The organism is Mesorhizobium sp. M0018 (genome assembly GCF_040323955.1).
In the GTDB taxonomy this organism is placed as follows: Bacteria; Pseudomonadota; Alphaproteobacteria; order Rhizobiales; family Rhizobiaceae; genus Mesorhizobium.
Genome location: NZ_JAMYVL010000015.1, coordinates 19,759 through 39,379, shown reverse-complemented (window position 1 = coordinate 39,379; position 19,621 = coordinate 19,759). Strand labels below are relative to the sequence as shown.

The 19,621-nt window shown below is 62.2% G+C and carries 15 protein-coding genes and 1 pseudogene; 14 read left to right on the top strand and 2 right to left on the bottom strand.

Features of this window, described 5'->3' with window-relative positions:
* Nucleotides 1–4 precede the first annotated feature (4 nt).
* The 9 genes and pseudogenes from NKJ81_RS20885 to NKJ81_RS20845 all read left to right on the top strand — a co-directional run bounded on the left by NKJ81_RS20885 (nt 5) and on the right by NKJ81_RS20845 (nt 11,396).
* Nucleotides 5–1,699, top strand: coding sequence for an AAA family ATPase (locus tag NKJ81_RS20885; protein WP_352541577.1), 1,695 nt, complete (start codon nt 5–7; stop codon nt 1,697–1,699).
* Nucleotides 1,696–2,472, top strand: coding sequence for a hypothetical protein (locus tag NKJ81_RS20880; protein WP_352541576.1), 777 nt, complete (start codon nt 1,696–1,698; stop codon nt 2,470–2,472). Before NKJ81_RS20885 ends, NKJ81_RS20880 begins: the two co-directional genes overlap by 4 nt.
* A gap of 275 nt (nt 2,473–2,747) precedes the next feature.
* A pseudogene (locus NKJ81_RS20875) lies at nt 2,748–2,990 on the top strand (LacI family DNA-binding transcriptional regulator); the annotation flags it as partial.
* Nucleotides 2,991–3,178: 188 nt separating this feature from the next.
* A complete protein-coding gene (locus NKJ81_RS20870) occupies nt 3,179–4,588 on the top strand; it encodes a DUF6600 domain-containing protein (RefSeq protein ID WP_352541575.1) in 1,410 nt (469 codons plus the stop codon).
* Between the two features lie 249 nt (nt 4,589–4,837).
* Nucleotides 4,838–5,887, top strand: a complete 1,050-nt coding sequence (locus NKJ81_RS20865) for a LacI family DNA-binding transcriptional regulator (RefSeq protein WP_352541574.1) — start codon at nt 4,838–4,840, stop codon at nt 5,885–5,887.
* A gap of 83 nt (nt 5,888–5,970) precedes the next feature.
* Nucleotides 5,971–7,224 (top strand): ABC transporter substrate-binding protein, encoded by a 1,254-nt coding sequence (locus NKJ81_RS20860; RefSeq protein WP_352541573.1) that lies wholly within the window; start codon nt 5,971–5,973, stop codon nt 7,222–7,224.
* Between the two features lie 372 nt (nt 7,225–7,596).
* Nucleotides 7,597–8,526 carry a carbohydrate ABC transporter permease gene (locus NKJ81_RS20855; protein ID WP_352541572.1) on the top strand — a complete coding sequence of 310 codons (930 nt, stop codon included), beginning with the start codon at nt 7,597–7,599 and terminating at the stop codon, nt 8,524–8,526.
* The gene (locus NKJ81_RS20850; RefSeq protein WP_023674366.1) at nt 8,526–9,383 is read left to right on the top strand and encodes a carbohydrate ABC transporter permease; all 858 of its coding nucleotides are present in this window, start codon (nt 8,526–8,528) and stop codon (nt 9,381–9,383) included. Before NKJ81_RS20855 ends, NKJ81_RS20850 begins: the two co-directional genes overlap by 1 nt.
* 27 nt (nt 9,384–9,410) lie before the next feature.
* Nucleotides 9,411–11,396, top strand: coding sequence for a glycoside hydrolase family 127 protein (locus NKJ81_RS20845; RefSeq protein ID WP_352541571.1), 1,986 nt, complete (start codon nt 9,411–9,413; stop codon nt 11,394–11,396).
* Nucleotides 11,397–11,414: 18 nt separating this feature from the next.
* Here the strand turns inward: NKJ81_RS20845 and NKJ81_RS20840 are convergent, their stop codons facing one another.
* Nucleotides 11,415–12,194 carry a response regulator gene (locus NKJ81_RS20840; RefSeq protein ID WP_352541570.1) on the bottom strand — a complete coding sequence of 260 codons (780 nt, stop codon included), beginning with the start codon at nt 12,192–12,194 and terminating at the stop codon, nt 11,415–11,417.
* 234 nt (nt 12,195–12,428) lie between these two features.
* Here NKJ81_RS20840 and NKJ81_RS20835 point away from each other — a divergent pair, with 234 nt between their 5' ends.
* From NKJ81_RS20835 to NKJ81_RS20815, 5 genes are all read left to right on the top strand, one after another.
* Complete coding sequence (locus NKJ81_RS20835; RefSeq protein ID WP_352541569.1) at nt 12,429–13,343, top strand: cytochrome-c peroxidase; 915 nt, start codon at nt 12,429–12,431, stop codon at nt 13,341–13,343.
* Entirely contained in the window at nt 13,340–15,856 is a 2,517-nt protein-coding gene (locus NKJ81_RS20830) for a two-component system VirA-like sensor kinase (protein ID WP_352541568.1), read from the top strand. The genes NKJ81_RS20835 and NKJ81_RS20830 overlap by 4 nt, the downstream gene beginning before the upstream one ends.
* Before the next feature lie 169 nt (nt 15,857–16,025).
* Nucleotides 16,026–17,075: a methyltransferase gene (locus NKJ81_RS20825; RefSeq protein WP_352541567.1), complete on the top strand. Its 1,050-nt coding sequence runs from the start codon at nt 16,026–16,028 to the stop codon at nt 17,073–17,075.
* A 14-nt stretch (nt 17,076–17,089) separates the two neighbouring features.
* The gene (locus NKJ81_RS20820; protein ID WP_352474406.1) at nt 17,090–17,596 is read left to right on the top strand and encodes a hypothetical protein; all 507 of its coding nucleotides are present in this window, start codon (nt 17,090–17,092) and stop codon (nt 17,594–17,596) included.
* A 188-nt stretch (nt 17,597–17,784) separates the two neighbouring features.
* Entirely contained in the window at nt 17,785–18,672 is an 888-nt protein-coding gene (locus NKJ81_RS20815; protein ID WP_352474404.1) for a class I SAM-dependent methyltransferase, read from the top strand.
* 112 nt (nt 18,673–18,784) lie between these two features.
* On the opposite strand, the gene NKJ81_RS20810 is transcribed toward NKJ81_RS20815, so the two are convergent.
* The gene (locus NKJ81_RS20810) at nt 18,785–19,525 is read right to left on the bottom strand and encodes a gamma-glutamylcyclotransferase (RefSeq protein WP_352541566.1); all 741 of its coding nucleotides are present in this window, start codon (nt 19,523–19,525) and stop codon (nt 18,785–18,787) included.
* Between the last annotated feature and the right edge of the window lie 96 nt (nt 19,526–19,621).

Here is a 19,621-nt window from a genome sequence, read left to right as displayed (position 1 = left end):
TCTCATGCGACTGGATAGAATCAAGATTGGGAGTGCCAAAGACAGTCCCAGCCATCATTTCAAGAATCTCAAAGATGTCACGATCGACTTTGACCAAGATCATTGGGTGACCGTACTTATTGGCTGGAACGGCACGGGGAAGTCCAATGTGCTAGAGGCTCTGGCTATTATTTTTCGTGATTTGATCATGCAGAAGAAGGCACCAGCTTTCGCGTTTGTTGTTCACTACCGGATGGGTAGGGGCGAAAACACATTGCACATCGAAATCGACGCAGACCCCGATAGAACGAAAGAGGCGTTCGTTATCCACATCGCTAGCGACGCAGAGGCACGAGGTGTTGGCACCTTAATCCCCGTTGTCGAAGGTGAATTAGAAATCTCCGCCCGACGCGGCAAGAAAATCACGCTCAACGCCTTTTTGAAAGACGATGAGATTCATTTTCCGCGATACGTTTTTAGCTACTATTCGGGTGAAAGCCCTCGTATGCAAGAGGTGTTTCGTCCCTATCTGGAACATTATGACAGAGACCTGCGTGGTGGCAAGGACCCTGGGCTAAAACGCCTGTTCTATGCTTTGCCGGTGCATAGTCAGTTTGTGTTGCTGGCTTTCCTCATCCAGCAGTCTGAAGACGTGCGGACTTTTTTGCTTGATCATCTTGGTATCGATCCCGATGAGGGAATAGAATCTGTGCTGTTTGTTTTGATTCAACCACCTTGGAGTAAAAAAGACGTCCCTTATCACGACGGAGATTCTCGATTCTGGAATGCTCGTGGCGTAGTCAGCGAATTCCTCAATCGCTTGTATGACATTGCTCTGGCACCGATAGAGGTCAGTCGAAAAGAGCACACTTCCCTTTGGAACGACAAAACGTTGCTCTTCAAATATCTCTACGTAAAGGATGTTGACGCTCTTCGTCGTCTAGTCGGTGGCCAAACCCCGGCACAATTTTTCCGTGATCTGGAAAGTACGCACGTTTCGCAGCTTATTGACGAAGTCCGGATCAGGATTAGGCTTAAGCAGAACGATGGTAGTATTACGTTTAGAGAATTGAGTGAGGGGGAGCAACAGCTGATTACAGTACTCGGACTTCTGCGCTTCACTTCCGAAAGCGAAAGCCTGTTTCTTCTAGATGAGCCAGACACCCATCTTAATCCGCGTTGGTGCGTTGACTATCTAACTTATCTTCAAAAGTTCGCAGATCCGAATGCGGGCGACCAGCAGACCAGTCACATTGTCTTGACCACACATAATCCACTAGCGATTGCAGAGCTCGTGAAGGAGCAGGTTCAGATTTTGCATCGCGAGCCTGTATCTAGAACTGTGCTGGCAGAAGGACCGGCAATGGACCCCAGAGGTATGGGGTTTTCTGGCATCGTAACTAGCGACATGTTCGGCCTTGGATCGAGCTTGGACAACGCAACAAACGATGATTTGATCGAGCTGCATCGGCTCTCGACGAAGACCAGCCTCACGGCGCAAGAGCGAGATGAGATGGTGGAGCTTCGTGACAAGCTGAGGAAGCTCGACTTCAATTTTGCCGCGCGAGACCGCTTGGAGCAGGAATATCTTCGGGCGCGGTTTGATCTCACTGCTGGGGAAACATTCGAAAGTGCTGTCGTAACACCGGAGAACAAGCAAAGAGCTCTTGATGCATTGGTTAAGAGCCTTCTCAATGACCTCCGGGAGAGTAAGAAGTGAGAGTCATCATCTTTGCAGGCCCGCCTCATCTGCCTAATGGCTGGAATAAGAGAGTTGCTGGTCTGGCTGCACAAATTACCTATCAGGGTCGCGCATTGTTTCTCAGAAAGCACGCCAGCTGGAGGGCCCTTAAGAGTTGGCTTTCCAATGCCAGTAGCGACAAATGCTGGTATTGTGAAGCGAAGAGCGGGCGGGCTCCCCTAGATGTGGACCATTTTCGTCCTAAGCTTGGTGTCACAGTCGACGGAAGGAGATTAGCGGGAGATACTGGCTATTATTGGATGGCATATGACTGGCTGAATTTTCGCCTCTCGTGTCAGCGCTGCAACCGGCCAGAGGGCGATCAAGGCGGTACAGTTCGTGGAAAGGCCAGTGAGTTTCCGCTAGAAGACGAACTTACCCGCTGCAATACGCCTGGAGGTTCATTGGCGGCAGAGAGGCCTCGTTTTCTGGACCCATGTGTCGAATCAGATTGCGATCTTTTGGCTCACGGTATCGACGGAGAAGTGAAGCCCGCTGTGGAAGACGGCACTTGGGAATTCCAGCGCGCTGACTACACGATTAGGCAGCTCGGCCTTAACGCGTTCAACACTCCTGAAATTAGAAAGAAAGCATGGCGGTTGCTTGACGATCTCATCCATCTTGGCGGAAATCGGCCCGAAGTTGTTGATCATCTCGAGCAGCACTTGTCCGGCGGTCAGGAGTACTCAAGCTTCTTTCGATCGGCCATAGGAACGCATCGCGATAAGCCGTGGGTGGAGTCACTCCTATGAAATCTACTGCGAATGTTGGCTCTTGGCGCAAACGGCGGTTGGCAAGGCGGCTTCGGATACTGTCTGTGCACGTATCCACGTACTAGGGATTACGAGCAGAATTGAAAGCCACGCCGAACAACGAACAGGTGAGCAAACCCATTGCTTCGCGTCTCGCCTTCCCCTAATCTCCCATCTGAGAAAACCTTTTCCCAAACCGCCCTGCACCCGCTGATCTCACCAATCAGCACCTCGCAGGCCCACAAGAGAAAAGCTTTTCCCAACCGGGAGGATCGATACCCAAATCATGCCGTCCAACGCCCGCCAAGCAGCCGGTCACCCTCCGTGAGGTGGCGGCCATCGCCGGCGTCAGCGTTGCCACCGCCTCAAAAGCGCTGAACGGGCAGGGGCGGATGACTGCCGAGACGCGTACGCGGATTCGCGAGACGGCGCAGCGGCTTGGCTTTCGCCCGAACAGCCTGGCGCAGAGCCTGTTGCGGCGACGCAGCTTTACCGTCGGCCTTTTGACCAACGACACCCTATCGCCGCGCCTTCGGCGCGCATTTGTGACGGTCACCGCCCTCATGAAGCAACTCTGATCCCAAATATCATCGTGCGATGCCAAGCCGCTGCGCAAGCGGATGCGGGTAACGTCAGCAAAGTGGAACAATCCGGCAGCCGGCGGGTTTGTACGATGAAGGGCGATCTGTTTCGGAGGAAGCTTACGATGAAACGCGTCCTTGCCCAACATGCGGTGCGACTGATGCTCGGCGGTATAACCGCCTGTCTGCTCACGGTCGTCGAGATTCCCAACCCAATCGCGCCATTGTCGCTTGTGTCCGAGGCAAGGGCTGCCACCACCGTTTCGATCAGCACGTTCTACGAAGACCTGTCTTCCTATGGTGATTGGGTCTCGTATCACGGAGCGACCGTTTTCGTGCCGGTTGATGTGCCTGACGATTGGCGTCCGTATACGCTTGGACACTGGGTCTATACCGAGCAGTATGGCTGGCTCTGGGTGTCCGACGAGCCATTCGGCTGGGCGACGTACCATTACGGCCGGTGGGGCTATGCCGACGATATCGGCTGGTACTGGGTTCCGGGCACTCGCTGGGCGCCAGCATGGGTGAGTTGGCGTCGTGACAGAGAGCACATCATTTGGGCGCCGCTGCCGCCCCGCCGCGATCCGGATTTGATTTCAATTGAGGTGACCTTCGACACGACGCCGGATTATTACTGGGTTGTGGTCCCCACCCGCGAATTCCTTGCCGCGGACATTTCTGTGGTCGTTATTCGTGATGAGCCGGAGTTTGTGCGCATTGTCGAGGCGGCCGAACCGGCCGGCGACGTGACGATCCAGAACAATTTGGTGATCAACAAAGTCATTGATGTCGATGTGATCGAAAAGGAGACGAACCAGAAGGTGACTGCCGTCAAGGTCAGCAAGACCGACGCGCCCGAGAAGTCCGGCAAACTGGAAAACGATACGGTCGCTGTCTTTGAGGGCGAGGTGAAAGCCGACCCTAAGGCCAAACCAGCTAAGCTCAAAGACATCGAAGAGGTGAAGCAGGTTCAGGCTAGCCGGAAATCGAAGCCGACCGAAGGCGCTGCAACGACCGAGCAGGCCAAGCCCGAAGAAACCGCCAAGCCTGAGAAGCCGAAGGCCAAGGAGCAGCCGGCCGCCGAGCAGCAGCAGGCCGAGCCCGGCAAGGCGGCCAAGCCCGAGAAGCCGAAGGCCAAGGAGCAGCCCGCCGCCGAGCAGCAGCAGGCTGAGCCCGAACAGACGGCCAAGTCTGAGAAGCCGAAGACCAAGAAGCAGCCCGCCGCCGAGCAGCAGCAGGCCGAGCCGGAACAGGCGGCCAAGCCTGAGAAGCCGAAGATCAAGAAGCAGCCCGCCGCCGAGCAGCAGCAGGCCGAGCCCGAACAGACGGCCAAGCCTGAGAAGCGGAAGGCCAAGAAGCAGCCCGCTGCCGAGCAGCAGCAGGCTGAGCCGGAGCAGGCTGCCAAGCCTGAGAAGCGGAAGGCCAAGGAGCAGCCAGCGGCCGAGCAGCAGCAGGCCGAGCCCGAGCAGGCGGTCAAGCCCAAGCCACAGAAACAGAAAAACAAGGCGTGCGATCCACAGACTGAGAACTGCTAGCTCTGCGGGTAGACTGCGGCACCGCGATTATTTGATCGCGGTGCCCGTCGTGGACCTAGGGCAGACATTCGCAGTTGCCTGCCCGAACAACCAGGCCATTCCCCCTTGCCATCCCCACGTCCTTCGTCCTAATCTCCCCCTGAGAAAACCTTTTCCCAAATCGCCCCGCAACCGCTGACCTCACCATTCAGCGCCCGCAGGGGCCATAAGAGAAAAGCTTTTCTCAATGGGAGGATCGATATTCAAATCATGGCGTCCGATGCGCAGCCAACGCCTGTCAAGCAGCCAGTCACCCTCCGCGAGGTGGCGGCCCTTGCCGGCGTCAGCGTCGCGACGGCCTCGAAAGCGCTGAACGGGCAGGGGCGGATGACGGCCGAGACGCGTACGCGGATTCGCGAGACGGCGCAGCGGCTTGGCTTTCGCCCGAACAGCCTGGCGCAGAGCCTGTTGCGGCGGCGCTCCTTTACCGTCGGGCTTTTGACCAACGACACCTATGGCCGCTTTTCGCTGCCGCTGATGGCCGGCGTTTCCGACGCGCTGGTCGATGCCGGCGTCTCGGTGTTTTTGTGCAATGTCGAGGACGACCCGCGCCTTGCCCAGCTGCATGTCGATGCCATGCTCGACAAGCGCGTCGACGGCATCATCGCCACTGGCAAGCGCATCGACCGCCACCTGCCGGTCGATCTCGCCAATCTCGGCATTCCGGCGATCTACGCCTTCACCGAGCCCGATCCCGGCTCCATCGCCTTCGTCTCCGATGATGCCGGCGGGGCGCGGCTGGCGGTCGAGCATTTTTGCCGGCTCGGACGGCGGCGCATCGCGCATGTCAGCGGTCCCGCAAGCTTTGCCGTGGTGCATGCGCGGGCCGAGGCCTATCGCGCGGTGCTGGCCGAGAACGGCCTGCCGGTCATGGAGCCGCTGCTCGGCCCGTGGTCGGAGGCCTGGGGCCATGAGGCGGTCAAGACGCTGTTCGACGGCAAGGGACGCGATGGCGAAAAACCCGATGCCGTCTTCTGCGGCAACGACCAGATCGCGCGCGGCGTCATCGACGCCTTGCGCGAGCGCGGTATCGGCGTGCCGGACGAGGTCGGCGTCATCGGTTTCGACAACTGGCAGATCGTCGCCGAGGCGACCCGCCCGCCGTTGACCTCCGTCGACATGAACCTTTCAGCACTTGGCCGCGAGGCCGGCCTTGCCTTGCTTTCGCTCGTCGGCGGCGAACCCGCCGAGCCGGGCATCAGAAAACTGCCGTGCCGGCTGGTGGTGCGTCAGTCATGCGGCCGTCCGCCGGACGGCTGAACGAAACGGGCCGTGTCGATAGTCACCCGCTTGGGGGCGCGGCTAAATTAAAACGCTAAATTAAAACCATGTGGAGGAGAAGCATGAGAACCACCATTACCGGGCTCGCCATCGCCGCGAGCATTTTGGGCACGCTGGCAACGGCCGGCTCGGCCGCCGCCGACACCGCCAACATTTGGGTTCGCGCCGACGGCTCGAACTTCATGCCGCGCATCGTCGATGCCTTCAACAAGGGGCATCAGAACCAGATCAAGCTCGACATCATCCCCAACGCCGAAATCATCCCGAAATACGGCGCTGCCGCCGCTGGCGGCACGGCGCCCGATGCGCTGTCGCTCGACCTGATCTACACGCCGTCCTTCGCCGCCGCCGGCCAGCTCGAAGACATCACCGACTGGGCGAAATCGCTGCCTTATTTCGCCAGCCTGTCGCCGGCGCATGTCAAGACCGGCACCTATAAGGGCCGCATCTACGGGCTGCCGTTCTCGGCAGACTCTTCAGTGCTGATCTGGAACAAGAAGCTGTTCAAGCAGGCCGGGCTCGACCCGGAAAAGGGCCCGACCAACTGGGCCGAGATCGAGAGCGACGCCGAAAAGGTCAATGCGCTCGGCGGCGACATCAAGGGCTTCTACTTCTCCGGCAATTGCGGCGGCTGCAACATCTTCACCTTCACGCCGCTGATCTGGGCCTCGGGCGGCGACATCCTGACGGAGGACGGCTCCAAGGCGACGCTGGACACGCCGCAAATGCGCGGCGCCATCGACCTCTACCGTTCGATGGTCAAGAAGGACCTGGTGCCTTCAGGAGCGCAGACCGACACCGGCTCCAACTTCTTTGCCGCCTTCGCCACCGGCAATATCGGCATCTCGCCGTCCGGCGCCTTCGCCATCGGCGCGCTCAACACGCAATATCCCGATATCGACTACGGCATCACCTTCCTGCCCGGCAAGGACGGCGGCTGGTCGTCGTTTGCCGGCGGCGACAATTTCGTCGTCACCAAGGGCACCACCAAGGTCGCGGTGGTGAAGGAGTTCCTCGACTTCGCCTATTCGCTCGAGGGCCAGACCATTTTGGCGAAATACGGCAGCCTGCCGGTGCGCGGCGACATCGCCAATGAGGCGCTGAAAGACCTCGACCCGCGCTACAAGGTCGCCGCCGAAGCGATGGCCAAGGGCCGCACGCCCTATTCGGTGGTGTTCAACGACCTGATCAACTCGGCCAACGGTCCGTGGAACCAGATGATGAACGAGGTCTTCTTCGGCGAAGACGTCGACGGCGCCATCGCCAACGCGCAGGAGACCATGCAGTCGATCATCGATTCGGCGCCGCAGAAGTAAGGCGCCGGCTCCACCTCCCCCTTGAGGGGAGGTCGGACCGAAGGTCCGGGTGGGGTCATCGCGGCAGTGCTCGACGCTCTTTTGATGTCGGAGCACTTCGCAGAGGACCCCACCCCCGGCCTTCGGCCGGACCCTCCCCTCGAGGGGGAGGGGACGTCCCGCCAATGGAACAACAGGCATGAGCACCATCACAGTACGCCGTCGCAACGTTGGCTCCCCCTTCTCCCCTTGTGGGAGAAGGTGTCGCCGAAGGCGACGGATGAGGGGTGCTCCAGCTTGGCTCGGACGGCATTCCTCCCAACACCCCTCATCCGTCTCGGCGCTTCGCGCCGATCCACCTTCTCCCACAAGGGGAGAAGGAGAAGGCCAGCGATGACCACCATCACAGCAACCACCGCCGCGCCAGCGCGCGCATACAAACTCGTCGGCGCCGGCCGCCGACAGTGGATCGGCCTGCTCTATGTCGCGCCGGCCGTCGCCCTTGTCGTCGTCTTCTTCATCGTGCCGCTTTGCATGACCGCCTGGATGTCGCTGCACAACTGGCCGCTGATGGGCACGCATAGCTTTATCGGGCTCGACAATTACTGGGCGATCCTGCGCGATACCCGTTTCTGGAACGCGCTGAAGTTCACCGGCTACTACACGGTGGTGGTGACGATCGCGATCTTCGCCGTCGCCTTTCCGCTGGCGCTGTTCATCGAAAGGCCGCGGCAGCTGACCGGCTTCTACCGGACGTCCTTCTTCATGCCGGCGGTTATCGGCTTCGCCTCGGCGAGCCTTTTGTGGTCGTGGCTGCTCAATGTCGATTCCGGCCTGTTCAGCCCGGCCGCTTTCGAGCTCGGCCTGACCGAGAAGAAATTCAACCTGCTGGCGACCTTCCAGCCGGCCTTCTGGTCGATCATCGCCATGGTCGTGTGGAAGGTGGCGGGCTTCACCATGATCATCCTGATGACCGGCCTGCAGTCGATCCCGCCGGACCTGCAGGAGGCGGCGATGATCGACGGGGCAGGGCCATTCGCGCGGTTCCGGGCGATTACCTTGCCCTTGATGCGCCGCACGCTGGCGCTGGCGCTGATCCTGTCGGTCGCCGGCTCGATCCTCGCCTTCGACCAGTTCTACATCATCCTGCGCGGCGGCCCGCGCAATCAGACGCTGACCGCCGTCTACTGGATCTTCAACCAGTCCTTCGTGTCGTTCAAGCTCGGCTATGGCGCGGCACTGTCGATGGTCCTGCTGGTCATCCTGGTGGCGCTCAGCCTGATCCAGCTGCGGTTGCTGCGCAATCCGGAAGGGGTCGACTGATGGCGCAGGCTCGCACCCGCAAACGCCGCATCGGCATGCAGATCGCCGAGCACTCGACCGGCATCATCGCATCCATACTGTTCCTGGCGCCGATCGCCTGGACGGTGCTTTCGGCCTTCAAGCCGGCGCAGGAGGCGCGCCAGCCGCCGCTGCCGCCGTGGCCGACCAGCGGCATCTCGCTCGAGAACTACGCCACGCTCAACACCTTCGGCGACGGCCTCTGGCTGCCGGCGCAAAACAGCATCTACGTCTCGGTCATGACCGTGGTGCTGTCGGTGATCGTCAGCGTGCTCGCCGGCTACGGTTTCTCGCGCTTCCGTTTTCCGCTGAAGAACCTGCTGTTCGTCGTCATCCTGTCGACGATCATGATCCCGTTCCAGTCGATCCTGACGCCGATCTTCCTGGTGCTGACCAAGATCGGCCTGCACAACACGCTGACCGGGCTGGTCTGCGTCTACGTCACGCTGCAGCTGCCGTTCTCGATCTTCATGATGCGCAACGCCTTCGACGCGGTGCCGCGCGAGATCGAGGAGGCCGCGCGCATGGACGGCGCCAACAACGTCACCATGCTGTTGAGGGTGATGCTGCCGCTGGTCTGGCCGGGCATCGTCACCATCGCGCTGTTCGCCTTCCTTGGCGCCTGGAACGAGTTTTTGGCGGCGCTGGTGCTGATGACAGACCAGTCGAAATTCACGCTGCCGATCATGATGACGGCGCTGCAGTCCGGCCGCTTCGGCGCCATCGACTGGGGCGCCGTGCAGGCCGGCGTCACCGTCATGATGGTGCCGTGCCTGGTGCTCTTCCTTTTGCTGCAGCGCTTCTACATCCGCGGCCTGATGGCAGGGGCCGTGAAGTGACCAATCGAACCGAACCGGAGTAAATTGATGACCGCATCGCAATCCGCCAGTCAGGGCGCCAAGCCGAAACTCGCCTTCCGCCCGCTGCCGGTGCCGCAGGTCGATGTGCGCGGCTTCTGGGGCGACCGCGTCGATGCCGTCGCCTCAAAGACCGCCGGCATCCTCTACGACCGCTGCGTCGAGGCGCGCATGCTCGAGCAGATCGACCCGGACCGGCCATCGCCCGGCGTCGTCATTCCGTTCCACTCACCGTCGCCGGACGAGGCGGCCACCGCCGGCAACGAGTTCACCGGATCGACGGTGACGACGCAGATGTTCTGGGACTCCGATTGGGGCAAGACCATCGAGACCGCCGCCTATTCGCTCTACCGCCGCCGCAACGACGAGCTGGAGAAGAAGATCGATGCCGTCATCGACATGTACGGCAAGCTGCAGCAGCCCGACGGCTATCTCTCGAGCTGGTACCAGCGCATCCAGCCCGGCCTGCGCTGGACCAATCTGCGCGACTGCCACGAGCTCTATTGCGCCGGCCATCTGATCGAAGGCGCCGTCGCCTACTACCAGGCCACGGGAAAACGCAAGCTGCTCGACATCATGTGCCGCTATGTCGATCACATTGCCGAGACGTTCGGTCCCGAGCCCGGCAAGAAGAAGGGCTATTGCGGCCATGAGGAGATCGAGCTGGCGCTGGTCAAGCTGGCACGGGTGACGGGCGAGCGCAAATACATGGAGCTTGCCAAATATTTCATCGATCAGCGCGGCCAGCAGCCGCATTATTTCGACGAGGAGGCGCACGCACGCGGCGCCGACCCCAAGGCCTATCATTTCAAGACTTACGAATACAACCAGTCGCACAAGCCGGTGCGCGAGCAGGACAAGGTCGTCGGCCATGCGGTGCGGGCGATGTATCTCTATTCGGGCATGGCCGACATCGCCACCGAATATGGCGACGACACGCTGCGGGTGGCGCTCGACCGGCTGTGGGACGACCTCATGACCAAGAACCTCTACGTCACCGGCGGCCTCGGGCCGTCGTCGCACAATGAGGGTTTTACCGCCGATTACGACCTGCCCAACGACACCGCCTATGCGGAGACCTGTGCTTCGGTCGGCCTGGTGTTCTGGGCAAGCCGCATGCTCGGCATGGGTCCCAATGCGCGCTACGCCGACATCATGGAGCGGGCGCTCTACAACGGCTCGATCTCGGGCCTGTCGCTCGACGGCTCGCTGTTCTTCTACGAAAATCCGCTCGAAAGCCGCGGCGCCCACCACCGCTGGAAATGGCACCGCTGCCCGTGCTGCCCGCCCAATGTCGGGCGCATGGTCGCCTCGATCGGCAGCTATTTCTACGGCCTGTCGGACGACGCACTCGCCGTCCATCTCTATGGAAACGGCACGGCTCGTTTCGATATTGCGGGCCGGCAGATAGAGCTCACCCAAACGAGCAATTATCCCTGGGACGGCGCGGTCTCGATCTCTGTCGAACCGGAAGCTCCGACCGCGTTCACTTTGCACCTGCGCCTGCCGGCCTGGTGCCGCAAGGCAGCGCTCAAGGTCAACGGCGCCGATGTCGATCTGGCTGCCATCAGCAGCGACGGCTATGCCGCGATCCGCCGCGAATGGCGCAAGGGCGACCGCGTCGAGCTCGACCTCGAAATGGCCGTCGACCGCCTCTACGCCAACCCGCAGGTGCGGCAGGATATCGGCCGCGTCGCACTGGCGCGCGGCCCGCTGATCTATTGCGTCGAGGAGACCGACAATTCCAGCCAGCTGCACCGCATCGCTCTGCCGCGCACGGCCGACATCGAGGCGCATCAGCAGCCGAACCTTCTGGGCGGCGTTGTGACACTTTCGGCGATTGCCAAAAAGGAGGCTTTCGAAAACTGGGAAGAGGGGCTCTACCGCACCGAACCGCCGGCGCTCGAGGGCGCGAAAATCACCGCCGTGCCGTACTTTGCCTGGGACAACCGCGATCCCGGCGAGATGCTGGTCTGGCTGAGAAGCGCGGAGTAGGCTGGGCGCGGCAGCGGCTCAAAGTACCTCGACCGCAGTCGCGAATATGTAGCCGGCGCCACGCTCCGTAACAATGAGCTTCGGCTCGCTCGGATTGACCTCGAGCTTGCGGCGCAGCCGCAATATCTGCACGTCGATGCTGCGGTCGAACACCTCTTCGTCGTGCACGCGGCTGGCAGCGAGAAGCTGCTCGCGGCTCAGGATCTGCTGCGGCGATTTCAGGAACGCCGTCAGCAGGTTGAACTCGCCGGCGGTCAGCGGCGTTGCCTCGCCCGCCGCCGACCTCAGGCGCCGCATCCGCATGTCGAGCTCCCAGCCGGCAAAACGATAGCGTGTGGGTTTCTTGCCGCGCGGATGCGGCTGCGTCGACCGCGATCGCCGCAGCACGGCGCGAATGCGCGCCAGCAGCTCCATGAGGCCGAAGGGCTTGGTGATGTAGTCGTCGGCGCCGAGTTCCAGGCCGACGACGCGATCCACCTCGTCGCACCTGTGGCCGGTGATGATGATGATGGGCGCTTCCGGCGGACTGCCGAGTTGCCGCATGATGTCGAACCCGTCCTCGTCGGCAAGCCGCATGTCGAGGATCATCAGGTCTACGGGCTTTTCATTGAGGACGCGCGACATGGCCCGGCTGTCGGCGACCGCGCTAACCCTGAAGTTTTGGCTCTCCAGGTAATTGGTGAGCATATCGCGAATTTCGGGGTCGTCGTCGACGACAAGGATATGCTTCGGCGCCGCTGGCTGCTCGATACTGCCTCTCGACTGCTGTTCGTGGCGAATGTTTTGTTCGGCTGACATCTCGCACCGTCCGCAAGCATGGAACTCATGACCGAGCCGTTGCTTTATTTAAACGTCGATTTTCGGCGATTTATTGGTGAACGCCGATGATCTACGTGATCGCACACCCTGCCACAGGCTCGCTCGATGGCACATCAGCAGATTGGTAAGGTTCGGGCGGGGCTTTTTGTTCCGCTTTGCCTGGCAATAGCGGCACCTTTTGCGTTGGCCCAGAGCAATCAGCCGGCCCCGCCGATGGGCGAGCCGATTGCACCGATCACGGCCAGCGGCCCCTCCGACCGGGCGAAGATCGCGCTTGGCGAGAGCCTGTTCAACGATGCCCGCCTGTCGCATGGCGATGTCGTCGCTTGCAGTTCCTGTCACAGGCTCGATTTCAGCGGCGACGACGGTCTGGCCCGTTCCGTGGCGGCGGATGGCAAGCCGCTCGATTTCAACACGCCGACCGTCTTCAACGCGGCGCTCGATTTTCGGCTGAACTGGCGCGGCAATTTCCGCACGTTCGAGGAGCAGAACGAGGCAGCCCTGCTCGATGACAGGCTGATGAATACGAGTTGGGAGGAATTGCTGACCAAGCTGCGCTCCAATGCTGAGTATTCGCAGCGGTTCGCGAGGGTCTACGGCTCCATTCCCGACCGGACAAGCGTGCTCGACGCGCTTGTTGTCTTTCAACGGTCGCTGATCACGCCCGATGCCCGTTTCGACCGCTATCTCAAGGGCGAACGCGACGCCATCACGACCGACGAAGAGCACGGCTATCAACTGTTCAAAGCGTATGGCTGCGTCGCCTGCCACCAGGGCGCCAACGTAGGCGGCAATCTGTTTCAGAAATTCGGCATCTTCCAGGATCCCTTCGCTCGCCAGAAGACCCTGACCAAGGCGGATCTCGGCCGCTTCGCCGTTACCGGCGCCGAGAGCGACCGCCATGTGTTCCGCGTTCCCAGCCTGCGCAACGTCGCGGTGACGGCGCCGTATTTTCACGATGGCCGCACCGCATCGCTCGCAGACGCGGTGAAGATCATGGCGCGCAACCAACTCGGCCGGGAGCTCGACCAGCGCGATGCCGATCTCATCGTCGAATTCCTCGGGACACTGACGGGCGAGTATCGCGGCCGGCCGTTGACCAGCGCAGCCGATCGTCTGCAGCAATGAAGTCGCTACGCATCCTGGCGCCGATCGTTGCCTGCCTGCTCATCGCCCTGACCTACCTCCTGGTGCAGGGCACGGCTCCCGATGCGGCGCGCCACGAGCGCACGCTCGATGCGCTCAGGACCGTCATCCTCTATAACGCCGCACTCCAACGCGATGTTTTAAGGGCACGCGCGGGACTGCTGCGCAGCTACGATCCGCTTGTGCGGTCGATCGAGAACCTGGATGAGGCGACGCAGACGCTGCCGGCTGCCCGCGATGCAGCAAGCGGCGAAACACGGGCGGACATCGACAAGCGGATCGCCGAAGTCATCGCCGCGATCCGCGACGAGGAAGCGCTCGTCGAGAGGTTCAAGTCCGATAACGCGCTGCTGCAGAACTCGCTGAACTTTTTCAACTATATGAGCGCTCGTCTCACGAGCGAGGGTGACGGCCTTCGAGCGGTCGAGATAGGAGCCCTGATGGTCGCAATGTCGCGGTTTATCAGCGATCCCCAGCCGGATGCGGCAAAAGCAGTAACCGCCGCACTCGACCGGCTGGCAAGGCCCTCCGTCGATGCCGTGCCTGCAAGCGATGTACTCTCGCTTGTCTCCCACGGCCGGCTTATCGTCACCAGGCTTCCGGCGGTCGACGATCTCGTCGCCCGCCTGCAGACCGCGCCGACGAGCGAGCGGGCTCGCGCGCTGCAGGACGTCTATCTCGGTGCACATGGGCGGGCCGCGGCGCGGGCCGAACTGTTCCAGACGCTGCTTTATGTCGCCGCGTTGGGCCTCGTCGGCTATGTCGCCTACCTGTTCGCCCGTCTGCGCCGCAACGCGCGGATCCTGCGCGAGCGGCTGGAATTCGAGGGCCTGATCGCCTCGATCTCCACGCAGTTCATCAATCTGCCGCGTGACCGCATCCGCGCCGGCATCAGCAAGGGCCTCGCGCGCCTGGTCGAACATGCGGGGCTCGACGGCGCCCAGATTTTCGTCAGCCACATCGCCGATCCTTCCGGCGGCTACTTCTATCGCCGTCCGGGCGGGAGCAGGCCGGCCCGCCTGTCGAAGGACATGATCGAGCTGGCTTCACGCTGGACGCTGGCCGACCACGAGCGGCAGGGCTGTATCGACGTTCCCCGCGTCGGCGAGCTTCCAGAGGGGCGGGAGAAGGCATCCCTGCAGGCGCACCAGTTTCGATCGTGGCTGTGCATACCGATGTGGCATGCCGGCGAGCGGTTGGGTTTTCTGGCTCTCGATACCGTCACGCACGAAAAGCATTGGGCCGACGACGACATTGCACTGCTGCGCACCGCGGCCGAGATTTTCGCCAATGCCATCGTGCGCGAGCACAACGAACGCGAGCGTGAGGCACTGCAGGCGCGGCTCAATCAGTCGCAACGGCTGGAAGCGATCGGGACGCTCGCCGGCGGCATAGCGCACGAGTTCAACAACATCCTCGGTGCCGTCCTCGGCTACAGCGAGATGGCGCTGGCGGTGCTGCTGAAGGAGTCGCGCGCGCGGCGCTACGTCCAGCAGATCATGCAGGCCGGCAGGCGGGCGCAGGACGTCACCGAGCAGATCCTCGCCTTCGGCCGTCGTCACGAGCGGCAGCATCACGCGCTGCGGGCGGAAGCCGTGGTTGCCGAAGCGGTCGACCTGCTGCGCGCCTCGTTCCCCGCCACGCTTTCGGTGCAGACGCGTCTTGCAGCCGCGGATGCGGCGATGATGGGCGATCCGACCGAGCTTCAGCAGGTGGTGATGAACCTCGGCACCAACGCAGCGCAGGCGATGAACAACCGCGGCGCATTGGAAATCGGTCTCGACTCGACGGAATTCGTCGAGGCGCGGATGCTGTCGCACGGCAACCTGCCTGCCGGGCGCTATCTCCGCCTTGCCGTCAGGGACACCGGCAGCGGCATGGATCAGGCGACGCTCGAGCGTATCTTCGAGCCGTTCTTCACGACCAAGCCGGCAGGGCAAGGCACCGGGCTCGGCCTGTCGACGGTGCACGGCATCGTCATAGCGCACAGAGGCGCGGTCGACGTGAACAGCAAGCCCGGCGAAGGCACGACCTTCGAGATCTATTTTCCGCAGATCGAGGCCGCCGAAGCAACCCAGAACGAGGACGAGAGCGACGCCGCCGAGGTGCCGGTCAAGCATGGCAACGGCGAGACGATCCTCGTCGTCGACGACGACACGCCGCTGATGCAACTTGCGGAGGAAATGCTCGCCGCGCTCGGCTACGAGCCGGTCGGGTTCGACCGCAGCCCCGCGGCTCTCAGCGCATTCCGCGCCGATCCGGAACGCTTCGACCTGGTGCTGACGGACGAGGTCATGCCCGACATCACAGGGATCGAATTCTCCGGCCGGTTGCACAAGATCCGGCCCGACCTTCCGGTCGTGCTGATGACCGGTTACGGCCGTCAGCTGCGGTCGCGCCAACTGACGGCGGCCGGCATAAGCGAAGTCATCAAGAAGCCGCTGCTGTCGGCCGCCGTCGCACAATGCCTTGCCCGCCATCTGCATTCAGGCTGATCACGGCCGGCCGGATTTCTTCGTTACAACCGTAACCAAAATCCCAGCTGGCTGAAATCGACCCGTAGCCGGGCCAGTCGATGGTCCTCCCGCGCCCAGACCATGATCCCAAAAAACCGGGAACCGGTTTTTTGGGAGGTCATGGGTCTCTTGAGGAAGGAGAAATCTTATGGACGCAAACATCACCGAGGTAACGAAACAGGCGAATGACGTCGCAGAACTGTCGCCCGAAAGCCTTATGCAACTCGGCCTCGGCTTCTGGGCATCGAAGACGTTGCTGAGCGCCGTCGAACTTGACCTTTTCACGGAGTTGGCGGCCGGACCCCTCGAAGGGGAAACGCTGAGAAACCGGCTCGGGCTGCATGAGCGGGGAGCGCAGGATTTCTTCGACGCGCTTGTTGCGCTGCGCATGCTTGAGCGCGAGGGCAACGTCTACTGCAACACGCCCGTGACTGACCGCTACCTTGACCGCAACAAGTCGACCTATGTTGGCGGGATGCTCGCCAGGGCCGGTCAGCTGCTTTACGCGAACTGGGGCTCGCTCACCGACGCGCTCAGGACGGGCAAACCGCAAAACGGCACCCAGGACGGCGAAGATCTGTTCGACATGCTGTTTTCGGACCCGGACAAGGTAAAGATGTTCGCGCAGGCGATGACCGGCGGCAGCCTCCAGGTGGCGGAGGCGCTCGCCCGGCATTTTCCCTGGGCGGACTATTGTACCTTCATCGATATCGGCACAGCCGAAGGCAGGCTTCCGGTCGAGGTCGGCCGCGCCCATCCGCATCTCACCGGCGGCGGTTTCGACCTGCCGCCGATGCGGCCGGTGTTCGAGGCCTATGTGGAGCGGCACGCACTTGCAGACCGGCTTCGGTTTTATCCCGGCGACTTCCTTGCCGAGCCGCTGCCTTCCGCCGACGTGCTGGTGATGGGTCATATCCTGCACGACTGGAACCTGGAGGTGAAGCGCGCGCTGCTGGCAAAGGCCCATTCCGCGCTGCCGAAGCAAGGCGTGCTCATCGTCTACGACCAGATCATCGATGACGAGCGACGGCACAACGCTGCGGGTCTGCTGATGAGCCTCAACATGCTGGTCAACACCAATGGCGGGTTCGACTACACGCGCGCCGACGGCATGGGCTGGATGCGGGAGGCGGGCTTTGCGGAGGTCCGCTGCGAGCATCTCGCCGGGCCTCACTCGATGATCGTCGGCATCAAATAGCAGCGGAGAAGCTGATGACACGAAGAGCTCTCATCGCAATTGCCGCCCTTGGCCTGGCCGCAGCATTCACCGCCGCAACGCTCAACCAGGGTGAGGTCGGCGCGGCGTCCGCGACCGCTTCGATCGAGCACGGTCGATACCTGGTGAAAATCGGCGGCTGCAACGACTGCCACACGCCAGGGTACCTGGAGAAGGCCGGCAACGTTCCGCAGGATCGATGGCTGATCGGCGATTCGCTCGGCTTCAACGGGCCGTGGGGTACGACTTACCCGACCAATCTTCGCCAATTTTTGCGGACCATGGACGAGGACGACTGGGTACAGTTCGCGCGCACGATCGAGACGCGCCCGCCCATGCCATGGTTCAACCTGCGTGCCATGAGCGAGCCCGACCTGCGCGCCATCCACCGATATGTGCTTTCGCTCCCGGCAGACGATACGCCGGTTCCGGACTATGTGCCGCCCGGTCGTCCGCCGAAGACGCCGCATATCGTGTTCGTTCCGCGGGCGCCGAAATCATAGTGGCGTCCGAACGCCGGGCGCAGGGTGTTGTCCGCTTGCGTGGTACGCCAGGCACGGGCGCCTGTTTCAGTCGTAACGCAATTCCCGATTCCGGAAATCACGTTGTAGCACCGATCTCCGATGGTGACGGTCGGGCCCCGGGCGGTCATCAGGCTGCCCAGCGGTCACAAATCCCGGATAAATCGATCATGGAGTCAAACATGTACAATCTGCTTGCCGAACATGCGCCGAAGACCGGCCGTGATCAGAGCCCCATGGATCCGCGTCCCTATGCGTTGGGCTATACGCAAAGCGAATTCAAGCGCCTGGAGCTGCAGGGAGCGCTCATTCACGACCTTACTGAGCATGTCCTGCGCAGTGCGGGCATAGGACCCGGTATGCGCGTGCTCGACATTGGCTGCGGCGTAGGCGATGTCTCCTTGCTGGCCGGAAGGCTGGTCGGACCGGCGGGAAGCGTGCTTGGTGTCGATCGCTCGGCAGAGGCTGTGGACATTGCCGAGCGGCGCGCCACTGAATCCGGCCAGTGTTACTGGACACGTTTCACAACGGCCGAGCTTGATACATTCTCGCCCGACGGGAGCTTCGATGCGGTGATCGGCAGGCTTGTCCTGATGTATCTGCCCGACCCGGCCGCAACCCTGCGCAGGCTTGCCGGTTTCCTGCGGCCTGGCGGCATCGTCGCCGTCCAGGAAATGGCGATGCCGCTCACCCGCAGTTTTCCAGAGGCGCCGCTGTTCGGCAAATGCCGCGGCTGGATCATCGACACGATCGAGCGCGCGGGTTTCGAGGTCGACATGGGTGGCAGGCTGCCCATGGTGTTCGCCGGCGCAGGGCTGCCGGCGCCGCGGATGAACTCCGCCGGCCTCGCCGGCAGCGGACCCGACTCGCCGATCTACGACTACATTGCCGGCACGCTGCGCAGCCTGTTGCCGATGGCCGAGGCAGTCGGTACCGCAACCGCCGCCGAGGTGGAAGTCGATACCCTCGCCGAGCGGCTGCGCAACGAGGCTGTCGAGCAGCAGACGTGCATCATGCTGCCGCCCTTTGTCGGCGCATGGGCGAACACACTGGCATAGAACCGAAGGAAGGACACACGATGCTCGATGCTGCCATCGGCGAGCGCGCGGGACATCTCGTCGACCTGCAACATCGATTTCGCCCGGGAGCCCGACGAGATGCTGGTCTGGCTCAGGGACGAATAAAGTCCGATCGCAGCGCCCGACCGATCTCCTCGGCCACAAGTTCCTGCAACTGCCAGAGATTGCGGTCGCGGATGCCGCAGGCGTCGAGATGGCGAATGGTCTCGAACAGATATTCGGCGCCCGAACCCCAGTGGCCGACGGCCGTGGCCAGGGTCGCCGCTATCGCTCGCTTTTCGAGCTTGCCGGCGTAGCGTGGATTGGCGGGATCGACAACGAAACCAAGCGCTTGGCCCGTGCCGCCGCCCGTCCTGACCTGCAGCCAGCGCGGCACGTTGACGGCCGGCAGGATGGTCATCTCGCGGCGCAGCAGCGTTTCGAGATTGGCCGCCACGGGCTCGGCGACCTCGAACACCATGCCCTGACACTGGCCGCCGCGGTCGAGCGCCATCATCAGGCCGGGCTGCTCGACGGTGCCCCTGAAGCGCTGCACCGTAAAACAGAACGAACGGTGCCAGCCCGTCGCCACGGCCCGTTCGCCACCCCTGAACTCGCCGGCCGGCTTCCACAGAAGCGAGCCATAGGCGAACAGCTTCACCGGCCCGCCCGGCGCGCCGGCTAGCACCTCGTCGCGAATGCGCGCGTAATCGGCATCGGTCATGTAGACCATGCCCGGCGTCGGCCCGGCATCCTCGACCGCACGCAAGGTGCGGGCGACCAGCGCCTCGGTCAGCGCCATCGGTGTCTTGCGCGGCGAACGCCGTGATGCGGCGGAAATGACCTTGCTCATCCTCATGCTCTCAGCCTCGCCGCCATGTTGCCGAAGGCTGAAGGATTCTCAAGGGCCGAGTACACCAGCGCGGTATCGGGATTCGAACTGTCGTGT

What these genes read in the sequence shown, in the direction of transcription:
- NKJ81_RS20845 (WP_352541571.1), top strand. Translation starts at nt 9,411, where the DNA reads ATGACCGCATCGCAATCCGCCAGTCAGGGCGCCAAGCCGAAACTCGCC.
- NKJ81_RS20860 (WP_352541573.1), top strand. Translation starts at nt 5,971, where the DNA reads ATGAGAACCACCATTACCGGGCTCGCCATCGCCGCGAGCATTTTGGGC.
- NKJ81_RS20810 (WP_352541566.1), bottom strand. Translation starts at nt 19,525, where the DNA reads ATGAGCAAGGTCATTTCCGCCGCATCACGGCGTTCGCCGCGCAAGACA.
- NKJ81_RS20885 (WP_352541577.1), top strand. Translation starts at nt 5, where the DNA reads ATGCGACTGGATAGAATCAAGATTGGGAGTGCCAAAGACAGTCCCAGC.
- NKJ81_RS20820 (WP_352474406.1), top strand. Translation starts at nt 17,090, where the DNA reads ATGACACGAAGAGCTCTCATCGCAATTGCCGCCCTTGGCCTGGCCGCA.
- NKJ81_RS20855 (WP_352541572.1), top strand. Translation starts at nt 7,597, where the DNA reads ATGACCACCATCACAGCAACCACCGCCGCGCCAGCGCGCGCATACAAA.
- NKJ81_RS20870 (WP_352541575.1), top strand. Translation starts at nt 3,179, where the DNA reads ATGAAACGCGTCCTTGCCCAACATGCGGTGCGACTGATGCTCGGCGGT.
- NKJ81_RS20815 (WP_352474404.1), top strand. Translation starts at nt 17,785, where the DNA reads ATGGAGTCAAACATGTACAATCTGCTTGCCGAACATGCGCCGAAGACC.
- NKJ81_RS20865 (WP_352541574.1), top strand. Translation starts at nt 4,838, where the DNA reads ATGGCGTCCGATGCGCAGCCAACGCCTGTCAAGCAGCCAGTCACCCTC.
- NKJ81_RS20825 (WP_352541567.1), top strand. Translation starts at nt 16,026, where the DNA reads ATGGACGCAAACATCACCGAGGTAACGAAACAGGCGAATGACGTCGCA.
- NKJ81_RS20830 (WP_352541568.1), top strand. Translation starts at nt 13,340, where the DNA reads ATGAAGTCGCTACGCATCCTGGCGCCGATCGTTGCCTGCCTGCTCATC.
- NKJ81_RS20850 (WP_023674366.1), top strand. Translation starts at nt 8,526, where the DNA reads ATGGCGCAGGCTCGCACCCGCAAACGCCGCATCGGCATGCAGATCGCC.
- NKJ81_RS20835 (WP_352541569.1), top strand. Translation starts at nt 12,429, where the DNA reads ATGGGCGAGCCGATTGCACCGATCACGGCCAGCGGCCCCTCCGACCGG.
- NKJ81_RS20840 (WP_352541570.1), bottom strand. Translation starts at nt 12,194, where the DNA reads ATGTCAGCCGAACAAAACATTCGCCACGAACAGCAGTCGAGAGGCAGT.